Genomic DNA, 14,766 nt, shown 5'->3' with positions numbered 1-14,766 from the left:
AGGAGAGGTGTATAACGGATTTCCGTCCGGCCTAACGCGCCGAGAGCGCCTTCAACATCTGCTCGATGTCGACGCCGCCAAGCCCGAAATTTCGTTCGGTCAAATCCTTGAGGCGCTCGGCGGTGAGCGCGACGGTCCGGCGGATCTGTTCTTCGGTGTGGTCGCTGGTGATGAAGAAGCGCAGTCGCGCCAATCCTTCGGGCACGGCGGGATGGATGATCGGCAGCACGTTGACGCCCGCCGCCAGCAGATCGTTGGAGAGCTGCACGGCGCGGAGCGAATCGCCGACGATGACGGGAACGACCGAGAAGCCGCCGCTCAGACCGGTGTCGAGGCCGGCCTCTTTCGCGAGCTTGAGGAACAGGCTGCCGTTGCGCCTCAGCGCCGCGGTGCGTTCGGGCTCGCGTTCGAGGATATCGAGGCTGGCGACCGCCGATGCTCCGAGCACCGGTGCCAGACCGACACTGTAGACGAAGCCGCCGGCGGATGCCTTGAGCACCGCCGCCAATGCCTCGCTGCCGGCAATATAACCGCCGCAGCTCGACGTGGTTTTCGACAACGTTCCCATCCAGATGTCGATCTCGTGGGGATCGACACCGAAGTGTTCGGCCAGCCCCTTGCCGTGCCGCCCGAGAACGCCGAGCGAATGAGCCTCGTCGACCATCAGCCAGAAGCCATATTCGGCCTTGAGCTTCAGCAGTGCAGGAAGATTCGCGACATCGCCGTCCATCGAGTAGATGCCTTCGACGATGACCATGATGTGACGATAGTCGCCGGAAACGGTACGCAGTACGTGTTCGAGATCCGCGGTGTCGTTGTGCTTGAAGAGGCGGCGCGTCGCGCCGGAAAGCTTGATGCCGGCGAGCGCGCTGTTGTGGATGAACTCGTCGTGGATGACGAGATCCTTGGGGCCCATCAGGCAGCTGATGGCGGCAACGTTGGTGAGATAGCCGCTGACGAAGCAAACCGCCGCTTCGACGCCATAGAAGCGCGCGATCTTTTCCTCGAGTTCGACATGCACGGGCCGCTCGCCGGCAACGAGCCTGCTCGCCGAAGCGGAGATCCCGAACGACTCGATCGTGTCGCGTGCCCTGTCCAGCACGTGGGCGTGCCGGTTCAAACCGAGGTAATCGTAGGAGGCGAAGTTGATCAGCTTGCGGCCGTCGATCACGGTGGTTGCGCCGGCGGCCGCCTGGTGTGCCCGATAGAAAGGATTGGCGATACCCAGTTGCTCGCTCGCGAATTTTTGCGTGAGCACCTGCTTATATTCGGGAAGATCCTCGAAGCGGGCCTGTCGGCGGCGGGGAGCGGCCGGCAACTCCCGTTCCGAGCGCGCCATGCGGTTGCGCTCGGACGATTGGTGCGTGTTCCTCATCCTGTCCAGCAGGTTCTCCTTGAGGCTGCTGTTCATCTTGGAGAAGGTCTGGCCGTTTCCGTCGTTGCTCATTGGCTCAGTGCTTTTTCCCTGTCGGTCCCGGCATGGCGCTGCGCAAGTTCGCTTACGAGCCGGTCGTCGGCTGCCTCGCTATCGTCACCCTGGTCGCGCTTGCTTACCTTTTCATGGAGCTTGCGCGCAACATCGCCCACCGTCGTATTGTCGGCGACGCCGCTCAAAGGCATGTCGAAACCGGTGTTCTGCTGGAAGCTCATGCCGAGTTCCACCGCCATGAGGCTGTCCAGGCCGATTTCCTTCAGGATCTTGCTGCGGGTCACCGTGTCCTTCGAAACCCGAAGGATTGCGGCGATCTCGCCTGCCACCAGGTCGAACAGAATGTCCTCTGCTTCCTGCGGCGACTTCCCTTCGATCATCGCAACGAGGTCCATCTGCATGCCCTCGGCGCCGGAAGAATGCTGATCCGCACTGCGCAGGATTACCTCGAAGAGCGCATTGCGGGCAACCGGCAGGTTGCGCGCGGCCGCCCAGTCGATCTCCGAAATCATCACGACTGCGGCATCGACGGTGCCCGGATCCGAGGCGATGTGGCTTTCGACCATGTCCAGCGCCACCTGAGCCTTCAAAGCGGTCTTGCCGATGCGTTTTGCCAGAAGATCGTTCACATCGGTGTTCTGCACGAGATAACCGGCATCCGCGATCGCGCCGAAGCCGACCGCCAGGCCTGCGAGGCCCTCTGCGCGTCGGGCGCGGGCAAGGCCTTCGAGATAGCCGTTGGCAGCGACGTAGTTGGCCTGCCCCGGGTTGCCGACGAGCGTCGTTGCCGAGGAAAACAGGATAAAGTTGTCGAGCTGGTCGCCACGCGTCAGCCGGTCGAGGATCGCGGCACCCTTGGCCTTCGTGTCTATCACCGGGCGGTTGCGTTCACGGTTGAGATTGCTGATCAGGGCGTCGTCCAGCACCATCGCAGCATGGACGACGGAACGCAGCGGCGCCTCGGCGCGAAGCGCCGCGAGAAGCCCCGCCACTGCGGCAGCGTCGGTGATGTCACAGGCGTGAAGCGAGGCAGATACGCCCGCCTTCTTCCACCGCGCGATCATCGCACTCGTTTCCGCGTCCGGCTGACCGCGGCGGGAGCACAACGCAATCCTGCGTGCACCCTTCTCAACCAGCCAGTTGGCGGCTGCGAGACCGAAACCGCCAATGCCGCCGACAACGAGATGCATGCCGTCCGGATCGACCTTCACGCCCTTGTGCGTCTTCGCGGCAATCTCGTGCTTGCCGGCGACCGGCGGCAGCACGACGATCTTGCCGATGTGGCCGGCATTCTGCATCAGCCGGAATGCGTTGCCGATTTCGTCGAAATCGAACGCGCGGTAAGGAAGCGGCGTCAGCTTGCCTTCCTCGAAAAGAGCTCCGATTTCCATGAAGATGCGCTTGGTGAGCTCGGGCGCATTGACGAGAAGCTGGTCGGCATCGATGCCGAAATAGCTGACGTTCCGTCGGAACGGCCGCAAACCGATCTTGCTGTCGGCGTAATAGTCGCGCTTGCCAAGCTCCAGGAACCGGCCGAACGGCTTCACCAGAGCGAGGCTTTGCTCCATCGCCTCGGCGAAAAGCGAGTTCAGCACGAGGTCGACGCCCTGACCGTCGGTGACGGCGCGCACATCGTTGACGAAACCGAGCGACCGCGAATCGAAGACGTGATCGGCTCCGAGCATCGCAAGGAAGCGCCGTTTTTCACGTGTTCCAGCTGTCGCTATGACCTTGGCGCCCTTGAGCTTGGCGACCTGGAGGGCAGCCAGACCGACGCCGCCGGCAGCGCCGTGGATGAGGATCGTCTCTCCCGCCTGGATGCGTCCGAGCTCGACCATCGCATAATAGGCCGTAAGGAAGGCGACGGGCACGGTGGCTGCTGCTACGGGGCTGATGGTCCGCGGCAGCTTGGCAACGCCCGCCCGGGAAACGACCGCGTGCGTCGAGAATGCCGAAGGTGCAATTGCCATGACCGCGTCGCCGACCGTGAGGTCGTCGACGCCTTCGCCGACCGCGACGACATGGCCGGAAAGCTCCATGCCGATCGTTGCGCCGGCAAAACCATCTTCGAGCGCTTCCTCGGGAAGAAGGCCCATCGCCCACATCACGTCGCGGAAGTTCAGGCCGGTAGCAGCGACCGCGACGACGATCTCGCCCCGTCCGGCTTGCGGTACATCACTCTCTTCCCAGGCGATGCTGGCAACCTGAGAGCTGACGCGCTGGCGGATGGTCGCCGCTGCAAAGGCGCTCGTCTTGCCTTCGGTGCTGATGGCGGGACCGGGAACGGCGCGGATTTCCGAGAGCAATCCAGTGGCCCCGTCGAGCAACCATTCGCGATTTGAACCGGAGACCGTCAACAGAGACAGCGCCGACGCGATGCCATTCTCGGGGCCGGCCTTGTGGCCGGCAAGATCGAGCGAATGGACGTCGAGGAATTCGTATTCGTTCTGCAGAACGCGAGCGAACGCCCACAGGCCGGAATTCAGGCCGGAACTGAAGGCGACGCCATCGGCCGGGGAGGTAACCGGCGCGCCGCCGGGGGCAACGAGCACCAGGCGAGGGCGGTCGTCGGCGGACGGGTCGGTGTCTCCGACATGTTGCCTCAGCGCTTCGGCGAAGGCGCTAAGCGCAAGCACATGAGCTTGCAGCGAGGCCGAATCAGTGTCACTCGCGTGATGCGTCGTCGGCGAAACGAGCACTGCACGAACAGGATTCTGGCCGAGCGCGCTGAGGGCCATCCGCAGTGTTGCAACGTCGGCCGCCATGTCGCCTGCCAGCGAAACAGGTACGGCAAGTGCAGGCATCGATGCCGCTCGTGGCGCGCCTTCTGCCTGGAGGACCAGATAGGGACCCGCAACGGTCCTGCTTGCCTGCTGCGCCGGCTCGGCCGGCATTGTCATCGCGGCCGCGCCGCGGGCTTCGAGCAGAATGATGTTGCCGTGTGCGCACTCATGGTCCGCGACGTTGATGTCGCGCAGTCCGAGATCCGTCAGGCATTTCTGCCAATGCGGTACGGCAGCAAGATTGCCGATGGGGAACTCGGCCGTCTGGCTGCGAGCAAACCAGCCATCGGACAGCCCGAGAGCGAAGTCGCCGAAGATCGAGGGCGCGCTCACGGCGGCGGCGAGGGCACCGCCCTCGCGCAGCGCTGAGCGCAACGCCGTGCGAAGCGCGACTTCGTCTTCGATCAGATGGTAAAGGTTGTCGGAGGCGCTGACGGCGAGATCGAAGGGCGCGATCGCCACGAAGTCGCTTTTCTTGAGAATGCGCACGTGAGCATCGTTCTCGAATGCGATCTCAAGGTTGCGCTGGGCATTGTCACGCGGTTCGGCAACGATCAGGCCCGCTCCGTGACGAGCTGCCAGGTCGGCGAGCCGACGCGTGAAGCCGGTCGAAACGCTTCCGAACTCGACAATGCGTAAGGGGATGCCTGTCGTTTGCGCAGCCAGTGCTCGTTCAGCCGCGCCGAGGACCTGCTCCATGCGCAGCCGGCTCGCGACGGAATGAACGGCCTGGTGGTCGAGCGTGGCGTCGCTGATGAAGCCCGCGCCGGAGGAGGGTATGTGGTCGCCATCCGGCGCCGCCGCGAAAAGCGCGTCGAGCCGGCTTAGGGCTTCGGCGTAGGCATTGTTGATGAGCACGGCTTCGACCGCGCGATCGGGACGCTCGCCATAGAGCTCGCCGAGGATTTCCGCCACAGCGGGAAGGCTGAACTCTCGTGCAACTGTCCAGATACCATTGTGATGTTCGCTGAGGCCGGCATCCTCCAGTACGTAGAGGCAGCTTGTCAGGAAACACTGGAAGGCGAAATCACCGGGCAGAGCATCGCCGCGGATGGTCGTGCCTCCCCTTGCGAGCTTCAGCGCGATTTCCTGGCAGGCGCGGTAGATCGCAGCATTGAACAGCAAGGTCGCATTGTCCACGCTGTGTTCGGCACCGGCAGGCATCGTCAGCAGGGGCGGCATCGGCGCGGGCGGCTGCATGTTGGGCAGCACCGTGTCCGAGAGCACCGTCTCGTAGTGGAAGGAAAGCCCGTCGAGCGTCTTGTGCTTGCGCAAATAAGTGCGGCGGAAACGACAATCGTTGAAATGTGCGATGGCTTCGCCCGACTTGTCGAAGAAGTGGAATCTCGCCTTGATCGAGTTGGCGCTGACGCGCTCGATCTCGATCGTGGCGCGGGCGATCGGCCGTCCGGCGTTGACGACGTGCACCGAACCGAAGCGTACCGGAATGTAAGGCGCGCCACCCTTGTCGCCCGTAAAGCGGTCGAAGAGCGCGACGAGCCCGTGGAACGTGGCGTCGACGGATATTGGATGAAGGGCATAGGTGACAAGCGGATGTCCCGTCGTGCCCGGCGCCTTCAGCTCGACGTCGATGATCCGGTCACCATAGGCCACAGCCTTTGAAAGCAACTGGAAGCTCGGGCCATAGTCGAGCCCGAATTGCTTCGCCGTCTCGTAGGCTTTCGACGGATCCACGCTGGCCGTTTTCGCCATGCCGGCGAGGGAACGTGAGGCATTGTTCTTTCCGGGAACGGGCTTGCGGCTTCGCGCAACGGCGTGGACCGTCCAGTCGTCCTCCGAGAGGCGCTCGCGCGAGCGGATTTCGATGTCGCCTGTCTCGGGGGACAGGATGGTCGAGAGCTCCATGATGCGGCTGTCGGCAAGCTCCAGCGGACGAACGATCTCCAGATTGGTGATCTCGACCTCGTCACTGCCGTAATATTGCTGCGCGGCGGAGACTGCCACCTCAATGAAGCCGCTGCCCGGCAGGATCGGCTTGCCGTCGACGACATGCTCGGCAAGGTCGGGGAAGAGATGCGCATCGACGTGGTTCTTCCAGCTCCCGCTGTTGGGGTCGCTGCGCCAGCCCGTCAAACGAAAAGGCTTGGCGGAACGGCCGAAGAGGTCGGTGGCATCAGTGGTGGTCGCGGGCCGCAGTTCGACCGGTTCGAAGGGCAGAATCGGCAATTCGACGAAAGCGTTGCGCTTCCCGTAAACGCGCGGCCGGTCAACAGCCGCACCGTGCGCGACGGCGCGCGCCATCGACGCGGAAATCGGATCGTGACCGCTCTGGCCGACGTCCCGGAGCAATGTTGGCACGACCGCTGCCGGGAGGGCCGCCTGCTTGATCGTTTCCTTGACATAGGATGCCAGGATCGGGCGCGGGGAAATTTCGATGAAGAGCCGGCAGCCGAGTTCCAGCGCCGCCTCCGCGGCAGCTTGGAAGCGAACGGGTTCACGGACATTTTTCCACCAATAGTCCGGGTCGAGTTCCGTTCCGTCGAGTGCAGCGCCCGTTACGGTGGAGAGATACGTCAGCTCCGTACGCCGCGGGGCGATGTCCGGGATATCGGAAAGGAAGGCCTGCTTTGCCTGGTCGATGACCGGATGGTGAAACGGATAGTTGATATCGAGGATCTGGACCGGGATCTTGGCCTTGCGTGCGGCGTCGCGGAAGGCTGCAATTTCGTGCGCCGGACCGGACATCGTGACCGAATTATGCGCGTTGACGGCTGCGACGCAGAGTTCGTTGAGGCCGCGGGCCTGCGCGAAGGCCTGGGCCGCCTCCTCGCCGAGCATGACGGCCGCCATCGTTCCCTGGCCTGCCAGGAGATCCTGATGCAGCGAGCGTTTGGCCACGATCGACACGGCGTCGACGAGCGACAAGGCACCGGCTGCATAGGCGGCGGCAATCTCGCCAACCGAGTGGCCGAATACCGCCAGCGGCTTGATCCCCATCGCGACGAGCGAGTCGGAAAGAGCAGCCTGCACGGCAAAAAGCAGCGGCTGCGCGATTTTCGTATCCGAGAGCTTCTTGTCGAGGTCTGGATCCGTCAGCAGATCCGTCAGGACAATGTCGGAGTGGAACTTGAAGAGCGCGCTGACGGAAGTGAAGGACTGACGGAAATGCAGGTTCTCGCGGAAGGCTTCGACGCCCATGCCGGCCCACTGAGAGCCGTTGCCCGAGAAGACGAATGCGACTTTAGCATCCTTCACCGGGGCTTCGCCCAATTCGCCGATGTCGGAGCCAGGCTTCTCCAGATGGCTGGCAATCGCCCGCACGATATCTTCTGGGTGATCGCTGCGCGCGGCGAAGCGATGGCGCATATGGGTACGGTTGGCGCCGGAGGCGGCGATGATTGCGCGCGCCTCTTCCTTCGAGGCGCTCGCAAAGCTCGCCTTGTATTCCTTCAGGAGGCTCTCGAGGCTCGAAAGTGTGTGGGCGCTTGCCAGAAACACGTGACCAGCCGATGCAGGCGCCGCCTTTTCTTCCTGTATCGCCTCCGGGTCGCTGATGACCACGTGCGCATTGGCGCCGCCGAAGCCGAAGGAGTTGATGCCGGCAAGGCGTGCACGCTTGCCCTTGAGCAGTTCGATCGGGTTGGCTGTGACGCGGACGTTCAGTCCGTCGAAATCGATGTGCTCGTTCGGCGTATCGAAATGCAGCGATGCCGGCAGGTAGTTGTGCTCGAGCGCCAGAACGGCCTTCATCATGCCGAAGAGGCCGGAGGCCGGCTCGGTGTGACCGATATTCGACTTGATGGAGCCGATCGGCACCGGCGCCCGGCGCTTGGCGCCAATGACCGTGCCGATGGACCACACTTCCGCCGGGTCGCCCACTTTGGTGCCCGTGCCATGGCCTTCGACAAAGGCGACCTGGTTGGCGTCGATTCCGTTGCCTTCGTAGATGGCCCTGAGCAAATTGGCCTGCGCCTCGCGCGAGGGTAGCGAGATGCCGTTGGTCCGGCCGGCCGAGTTGACCCCGGTAGCGACGATCCTGGCGTAGCTCCGGTCGCGTTCGCGGCGCGCCCGATCCGAGCGGCGAAGGACGAAGACGACGCCGCCCTCGGCGCGCACGTAGCCCGCGCCGTCATTGTCATAGGCCCGGCAGAGACCTTCCGGCGACAGCATCCGCGCCTGGGCGAAGCCGACGAAGGGAAGGGGATGGGCAAGAATATTGACGCCGCCGACGATCGCTGTGTCGATCTCGCCGGCGTTGAGCGCCCGCATCGCCTGATCGAGCGCAACGAGAGAAGAGGAGCAGGCGGTGTCCACCGTCATGCTCGGGCCGCTCAACCCGAAGATGTGGGAAATGCGGTTGGAAACGATCGACAGCGTGTTGCCGGTCATGAAATATGGACCGGCGGCGGCCGGATCTTCGACCGTCAGGTTGGCGTGGTCGAGGCTCGACGCGCCGACATAAACGCCGACATTCTCGCCATGGAGGGATGCAATGGAGATATTGGCATCCTCGAGTGCGCGCCAGGCGAGTTGCAGCAGCACACGCTGTTGCGGATCCATATACATGGCTTCGCGCTGGGACATGCCGAAGACAGCAGGATCGAAATCATAGATTTCATCAAGCACGCCGGCAGCAAAAGAATAGGTCTTGCCCTGCACGCCCATGACGGGATGCCAAAAACGCGCCAAGTCCCAACGGTCCGAGGGAACGCTGGACACGGTGCATTTGCCCTGACGAAGAACCTTAAACAGCGCCTCAGGCGATTTCGCTCCGGGGGCGAGGCATGCACGCCCTATGATTTCAACAGTCATGTATGATCGAACGCTCTAAACTGCCGTTAAAATTGTCCTAGCCAATTGCCGTGCCAAACATAAATTGCAATTGGCAAGATTACCGATTTGTTATTTTCCCCGAATTTATTCGTCCAGCCGTCCCCGCTGTATTAGTGAGCTTTTAACTCAAAGTACCTAGCTTTCAACCCCAAAGGCTTAGATACACAGGTCGTGAGGGCCCATCCAGACAATTACGGCGACGGATCGTAACCAATGTCGAGGAGGTATGACCGGAAAGGCGCAGTGCCGAATATTTTGGCTGCCCGGCGGTGAGGTGGCTTGTTGTGGAACGGCGATTGTGCTTTGCAGTGACCGGCGGATTCCCTGCCGGGAAAACATACGGTGCAGATCAGTATTAGAGTCATTGCTGTGCCGAATATGGAGTGTCGTAGTGAAACGAGTGACTGCCCTTCTGCTTTGCACCGCGCTTGCGGGATGTCAGGCCGTGCCGGGAGAAGGCCCTCTGACAACCGATATCGTCGCGGATGCCGGGCAATCCGGTGCGCAGATCGGCAGGAAGAATGCGACCGTCTTTGATATCGTCGACGTTGATGGCCAATCCGCACGGTTGGTTTCTGACTATGTCTCGACGACGCTCAGCCGACGCTTTGGCATTGGTGGAGGCGTCGGCCAGGTCGTCATCGGTGTTGGCGACCAGCTGAAGGTGTCGATCTTCGAGGCGGGCAGCGACGGCCTGTTTTCCACCACGGAATCGAAGCAGACCAACATCGATCTGGTCGTCCAGCCTGACGGTAAGGCGGCCATTCCCTATGTCGGTCCGGTCCGCTTTGCCGGCTTGACGCTGGAACAGGCACGCCAGGCGATTCTCGAAGCGCTGAAGCAGAAGGCCGTGGAGCCCGATGTGATCGTGACGAGCACGTCCACGGCATCGCGCATCGTCACGGTTTCCGGCGCCGTCGGTCGTCCGTCGGTCGTGCCCTTGAATCTCGTCAGCGAGTCGATAAACGAAGTCATCGCCAAGGCCGGCGGTCCGTCGGCACAGCCTTACGAGACCTACGTCACACTCGTGCGCGGCAAGAAGACCGGTACGGTCCTCTTGAAATCGATCATCGAAAACCCGTCGGAAAACATTCACGTCAAGCCGGGCGACCAGGTCTTTGTGACCCGCGATCCGCGCACCTTCACGATCCTCGGCCAGGTGAGGGCGAACCAGCGCGTCGAGTTCGGCGCCAACGACCTGAACCTCCTCGAAGCCGTGGCACTTGCGGGTGGCGGCGCCGACCGGACAGTCGATGCGAAGGGCTATTTCGTCTTCCGTTACGAAGAGCCGGATATCGTCATGAGCCTGCTCGGAAGGGAGCGGTTCAACACGATGCTGAGCAAGGGCATGAAGCCCGACAGCGTCGGCCGCTATCCGATCGTCTATCGTTTCAACATGACCAATCCGGATAGCCTGATCGTCGGGCAGACCTTCCCGATCAAGAATCGTGACGTGATCTACGCGTCGCGTCATCCCTCCGTCGACATTGCGAAATTCCTCGACTTCGTGGCGCGGCCGATCGGCATCGCGAATACCGGCGTCAACCTCGCGGACAACCTGGACGATCTGCAGAACTGACGAAGCTCGGCGGGAAGCGAAGCTGCTTGCTGTCGAGCAAATTCTGTGATTGATCTTCGGTTTAAATCGGTTTTGCTGATGGTCGGCGCAGGCCGATCGGACGCGAGGAGGGCCAATGGCTGACGAAGCCCTGATCGTCATCGATGTGCAGAACGATTTCTGCCCCGGCGGCGCCCTTGCGGTTGCCGGCGGCGATGAAATCATACCGGTCGTCAATCGCCTCATTCAGCAATCCGCCCATGTCATCCTCACTCAGGACTGGCACCCGGCCGGGCACTCCAGCCTCGCCTCCAGCCATCCCGGCAAGGCTCCCTTTGCGACCGTGACGATGCCTTACGGCGAGCAGACCCTCTGGCCGGATCATTGCATTCAGGGCAGTCCGGGCGCTGAATTCCATCCCGGTCTCGAATGGACGACGGCGGAATTGGTGGTCCGCAAAGGGTTCCGTAGGGACATCGACAGCTACTCCGCCTTTTTCGAGAACGATCACCGCACGCCGACCGGCCTCGGCGGCTACTTGCGCGAGCGCGGCATCGGCAGAGTGACGCTTTGCGGGCTCGCGACCGATTTCTGCGTTGCCTTCTCAGCCCTCGATGCCGTGGCCCAGGGCTTTTCGGCCTCCGTCGTGCTTGACGCCTGTCGCGGCATCGATCTGAGCGGATCACTCGCTGCGATGACCCAGCGCATGCGCGATGCGGGCGTTGCGCTGATCTAGCCGCACCGGAGCCCGACTTGCAAAATCGATCAGAAGGTTGCTTGGGCGGAGTCCACTACAGCTCCATGCGTTTTCGAGACGCACAGGGTCGCTGTAGCACTTTGAATTGTCGCATGTTTTTACCCTTGAATCGGTTTCGATTTAAGGAAACATGCAGGAGTGATCCAGAAGGAGCGTAGTCGCAGATGCCAAAGACCGATATCGCGCGGCGGGTCTATAACCATACCTGGAAGCTCGATCCGATCATCCGCAGTCTTTTGGATACGGATTTCTACAAGCTCCTGATGCTGCAGATGATCTGGCAGCTCTATCGGGATGTCGACGCCACATTTTCGCTGATCAACCGCACCAAGACCGTGCGGCTCGCCGAGGAAATTGACGAACAGGAACTGCGCGACCAGCTCGATCACGCGCGGACCCTGCGTTTCACCAAGAAAGAAATGATCTGGCTTGCCGGTAACACGTTCTACGGGCGCAAGCAGATCTTCTCGCCAGAATTCCTCGCCTGGCTCGCCAAGTTCCGTCTGCCCGAATACGAGCTGTCGCGCCGCGACGGTCAGTTCGAACTGATCTTTCGCGGCCGCTGGGTCGAGACGACGATGTGGGAAATCCCGGCGCTGGCGATCATCAACGAGCTGCGCTCTCGCGCCGCGATGAAGGGTCTCGGTCCGTTCACGCTGGACGTGCTCTATGCGCGCGCCAAGGCGAAGATGTGGTCGAAGGTCGAGCAGTTGCGGCAATATCCCGACCTGCGCATTTCCGATTTCGGCACGCGCCGGCGGCATAGTTTTCTGTGGCAGCGGTGGTGTGTGGAGGCGCTGAAGGAGGGGATCGGCGGCTCGTTCTCCGGCTCCAGTAACGTGCTGCTCGCCATGGATACGGATCTCGAGGCGCTCGGTACCAATGCGCACGAACTGCCGATGGTGGCGGCGGCTCTTGCCCGCAACGACAAGGAGCTTGCCGCCGCACCCTACAAGGTCCTGCAGGACTGGAATCAGCTCTACGGCGGCAATTTGCTGATCGTGCTGCCGGATTCCTTCGGCACGGCGGCATTCCTGCGCAATGCGCCGAATTGGGTGGCGAACTGGACCGGCTTTCGCCCGGATAGCGCACCGCCGATCGAAGGCGGCGAGAAGATCATCGCCTGGTGGAAGAAGATGGGGCGCGACCCGCGGGAAAAGCTGCTGATCTTCTCCGACGGCCTCGACGTCGACACGATCATCAAGACCTATCGCCATTTCGAGGGTCGCGTACGCATGAGTTTCGGCTGGGGAACCAACCTCACCAACGATTTCGCCGGCTGCGCGCCGACGGAAATCAGCGGCCTCAACCCGATATCGATTGTCTGCAAGGTGAGCGAAGCCAATGGCCGGCCCGCGGTCAAACTTTCGGACAATCCGCGCAAGGCGACCGGAGACCCTGCCGAAGTGCAGCGATATCTGAAATTCTTCGGAACCGAGGATTTCGTCGAACAGACCGTCAAGGTCTGATCTCGCCCAAAAAAAGAAACCGGCAAGCGCCGGTTTTCAAAAAGGGGATTTAGGCATTGCGATTGTCCATCATCGCATTGTCAGATCTAGCGATAGAATCTTAAGCTTGCGTTAAGGTCGCAGCGTTCCGAGAGGTTACGCGGCTGAATTCTCGATTGATGATTGGGGCGTCGACACGTGGTGAAAACAGGGGTTCGCACCACGTTCTCAAGTTGCCTCAGTTGCCCTTCCAGCGAGTGCTTTAAGGTCATGGTTGCACGTCGAGAGTGAACTCGCTCTCCCCATTGGTATGACTTATTGGGGTACCTCACTATTTTCTTGAATTTACCCGGAAATGCCCCATGATGAGCGGATTGAGGTACCACCTTGGGAGGGGTTCGTGCGTCAAGCCTATTCACCGGATGATGTCGATGTCATGCGCGGGGCGCTGGATGTCTGGTGCGCTCTGCATAACGTCGGAAGGGACGGTGTGGAGGCCAACGAGGCCGCCCGTCGTATCCTGGACCTGATGGGCAGGAAAAAGTGCACCTGCGACCAGCTTCTGGCGCAGCTAGCCGATTTCAGGCCGGCCCCTCGTCACCGGGTTTCCTGATCAAGCCGGAAACGGTATCCCGCAGTTTCAAGAGCGGCAGGTATTCGTTCGCCAGGTGAAGGCTGAGGTGCGCAAGCCGTTCACCGTTCAGCTCCGCCGTCTGCCCGGTCTCCTTGTCGATCACCGTCCAGGAGCCGTCCGCTTCCTCTTTCAGATCGTATCTCTGAGCGTCCATAAGAAGAAGCTTAAGCGACGCGCGGAGCGTTTGGTAGAGGTTTCTCAAAGGGGAGCGCGTGAACGCAACGGGCGCTCGTGCGCCGCGGGAGTGCTCGCTACATGGTGGATACCCATTCGGCGGCCGCAATCGCGGATCCGAGCAAGATCACTGGCACCAGCAGCGCCACGAGGAATCTTACGACATGGAAGCGTCGCGAGCGTCTGCCGACCCTACCGTAGACCATGTTCGTCCGCCTATTGTTGTATCAGAGAAGCAACCCCGCCGACATGAAAGGTCATCGCGTTCTCGGGGGCATGAAGCGGCGCTTGCAAATCACGGCTCGTTTTCCCTAAGCCTCTCGTGAAGCGCGTGTGTCGAACGAACCCCTGATTGGTAAAGGTGAAAGATCCGGCTTGCGAGGTTCTCCGCGCGGTCGCCACGCCGCGGCCATCCACGGCGCATAAGTTCGTCGTCAAAGACCCTCCGCAGTTGCACCAGCTGAGCGGGATAAATGGGGGATCGTGTGATTGGGATTTCAAGAGCAAGCATGGCGCCCTTACTCATCGGGGCGAAAGCGCTATGATCTTCCGGCCATCGGTGCCCGTATCACTAAGCCGATGGTGGGAATAGTCTACGCTTATTCGACAGAAGCGCGAGTCATTAGGCAAGATCATCCGGATTCACCCGCGGTCAGCGACGGGCTGTTACCAGAAAACTCCATAGAACGTGACATAGGCGATGATCCCCAGCGAAACTGCAAGCGATGATCGGATCATGAATTCAACAAGCCTGAATTGATATCCGAAACTTCCGATATACCATTTCATGGGTTTTCTCCCTTTTTCGTTTTGCTGCCGACTATGCTGGCCGCAGCTGCTAAACATCTGCCGCCAACTCATGCCTGTTGAGCGCGTGCAGAGCTCGCGCTGCATTCTTCTGTGCTCCAATGTTTCAGAGCCGTCCGCCTCGCTGAAATGCTTCGCAAGAGCGAATGTACGCATTGGCCTCGCGGATGAGGCGTCATGCCGATTCTATTGGCTCGAGATTGTCCTCTGTGCTCACGCGCTCCTGCCCGAGTTCATCATTCTGGATGCGATATTGAGGCCAGTTGTCCCTCAGTGGGAGCTTGGCGGTGATGCGATAGGTCTCAGCTGCAAGGGGTGAGAGATTCCGTCGGTCTCTGAGGCGAACGGACAAGCCAATTGGGAAGCGATGGTTGCGCATCGA

9 protein-coding genes are annotated in these 14,766 nt (G+C 61.4%); 4 read left to right on the top strand and 5 right to left on the bottom strand.

Annotated elements, in window-relative coordinates:
- Nucleotides 1-31: 31 nt before the first annotated feature.
- Nucleotides 32-1,447: an aminotransferase class I/II-fold pyridoxal phosphate-dependent enzyme gene (locus tag ILFOPFJJ_RS13035; RefSeq protein ID WP_173510952.1), complete on the bottom strand. Its 1,416-nt coding sequence runs from the start codon at nucleotides 1,445-1,447 to the stop codon at nucleotides 32-34.
- Complete coding sequence (locus ILFOPFJJ_RS13030; RefSeq protein ID WP_173510951.1) at nucleotides 1,444-8,985, bottom strand: type I polyketide synthase; 7,542 nt, start codon at nucleotides 8,983-8,985, stop codon at nucleotides 1,444-1,446. Before ILFOPFJJ_RS13030 ends, ILFOPFJJ_RS13035 begins: the two co-directional genes overlap by 4 nt.
- A gap of 412 nt (nucleotides 8,986-9,397) precedes the next feature.
- On the opposite strand from ILFOPFJJ_RS13030, the gene ILFOPFJJ_RS13025 reads away from it, so the two are divergent.
- The 4 genes from ILFOPFJJ_RS13025 to ILFOPFJJ_RS35050 all read left to right on the top strand — a co-directional run bounded on the left by ILFOPFJJ_RS13025 (nucleotide 9,398) and on the right by ILFOPFJJ_RS35050 (nucleotide 13,382).
- Entirely contained in the window at nucleotides 9,398-10,585 is a 1,188-nt protein-coding gene (locus ILFOPFJJ_RS13025; RefSeq protein WP_173510950.1) for a polysaccharide biosynthesis/export family protein, read from the top strand.
- A gap of 115 nt (nucleotides 10,586-10,700) precedes the next feature.
- The gene (gene pncA / locus ILFOPFJJ_RS13020; RefSeq protein ID WP_173510949.1) at nucleotides 10,701-11,300 is read left to right on the top strand and encodes a bifunctional nicotinamidase/pyrazinamidase; all 600 of its coding nucleotides are present in this window, start codon (nucleotides 10,701-10,703) and stop codon (nucleotides 11,298-11,300) included.
- Between the two features lie 185 nt (nucleotides 11,301-11,485).
- Complete coding sequence (gene pncB / locus ILFOPFJJ_RS13015) at nucleotides 11,486-12,790, top strand: nicotinate phosphoribosyltransferase (RefSeq protein ID WP_173510948.1); 1,305 nt, start codon at nucleotides 11,486-11,488, stop codon at nucleotides 12,788-12,790.
- A 379-nt stretch (nucleotides 12,791-13,169) separates the two neighbouring features.
- Nucleotides 13,170-13,382 carry a hypothetical protein gene (locus tag ILFOPFJJ_RS35050; RefSeq protein WP_269278423.1) on the top strand — a complete coding sequence of 71 codons (213 nt, stop codon included), beginning with the start codon at nucleotides 13,170-13,172 and terminating at the stop codon, nucleotides 13,380-13,382.
- Here ILFOPFJJ_RS35050 and ILFOPFJJ_RS13010 read toward each other — a convergent pair.
- The 3 genes from ILFOPFJJ_RS13010 to ILFOPFJJ_RS35045 all read right to left on the bottom strand — a co-directional run bounded on the left by ILFOPFJJ_RS13010 (nucleotide 13,351) and on the right by ILFOPFJJ_RS35045 (nucleotide 14,763).
- Entirely contained in the window at nucleotides 13,351-13,557 is a 207-nt protein-coding gene (locus ILFOPFJJ_RS13010; protein WP_173510947.1) for a hypothetical protein, read from the bottom strand. The two genes, ILFOPFJJ_RS35050 and ILFOPFJJ_RS13010, sit on opposite strands and share 32 nt — an antisense overlap.
- A gap of 686 nt (nucleotides 13,558-14,243) precedes the next feature.
- Nucleotides 14,244-14,471: a hypothetical protein gene (locus tag ILFOPFJJ_RS13005; protein ID WP_173510212.1), complete on the bottom strand. Its 228-nt coding sequence runs from the start codon at nucleotides 14,469-14,471 to the stop codon at nucleotides 14,244-14,246.
- An 88-nt stretch (nucleotides 14,472-14,559) separates the two neighbouring features.
- On the bottom strand, nucleotides 14,560-14,763 hold the full coding sequence (locus ILFOPFJJ_RS35045; protein WP_246299600.1) for a hypothetical protein: 204 nt from the start codon (nucleotides 14,761-14,763) through the stop codon (nucleotides 14,560-14,562).
- Nucleotides 14,764-14,766: the final 3 nt, after the last annotated feature.

The sequence above is a fragment of the Sinorhizobium psoraleae genome (assembly GCF_013283645.1).
Taxonomy (GTDB): Bacteria; Pseudomonadota; Alphaproteobacteria; order Rhizobiales; family Rhizobiaceae; genus Sinorhizobium; species Sinorhizobium psoraleae.
Note: the sequence above shows the minus strand (reverse complement) of the source record. Positions and strands in the feature narration are given on the sequence as shown.

Bases quoted from the DNA above. Each gene is read 5' to 3' on its own strand.
- ILFOPFJJ_RS13035 (WP_173510952.1), bottom strand. From the start codon at position 1,447: ATGAGCAACGACGGAAACGGCCAGACCTTCTCCAAGATGAACAGCAGC.
- ILFOPFJJ_RS13030 (WP_173510951.1), bottom strand. From the start codon at position 8,985: ATGACTGTTGAAATCATAGGGCGTGCATGCCTCGCCCCCGGAGCGAAA.
- pncA (WP_173510949.1), top strand. From the start codon at position 10,701: ATGGCTGACGAAGCCCTGATCGTCATCGATGTGCAGAACGATTTCTGC.
- pncB (WP_173510948.1), top strand. From the start codon at position 11,486: ATGCCAAAGACCGATATCGCGCGGCGGGTCTATAACCATACCTGGAAG.
- ILFOPFJJ_RS13010 (WP_173510947.1), bottom strand. From the start codon at position 13,557: ATGGACGCTCAGAGATACGATCTGAAAGAGGAAGCGGACGGCTCCTGG.
- ILFOPFJJ_RS13005 (WP_173510212.1), bottom strand. From the start codon at position 14,471: ATGCAGCGCGAGCTCTGCACGCGCTCAACAGGCATGAGTTGGCGGCAG.
- ILFOPFJJ_RS35045 (WP_246299600.1), bottom strand. From the start codon at position 14,763: ATGCGCAACCATCGCTTCCCAATTGGCTTGTCCGTTCGCCTCAGAGAC.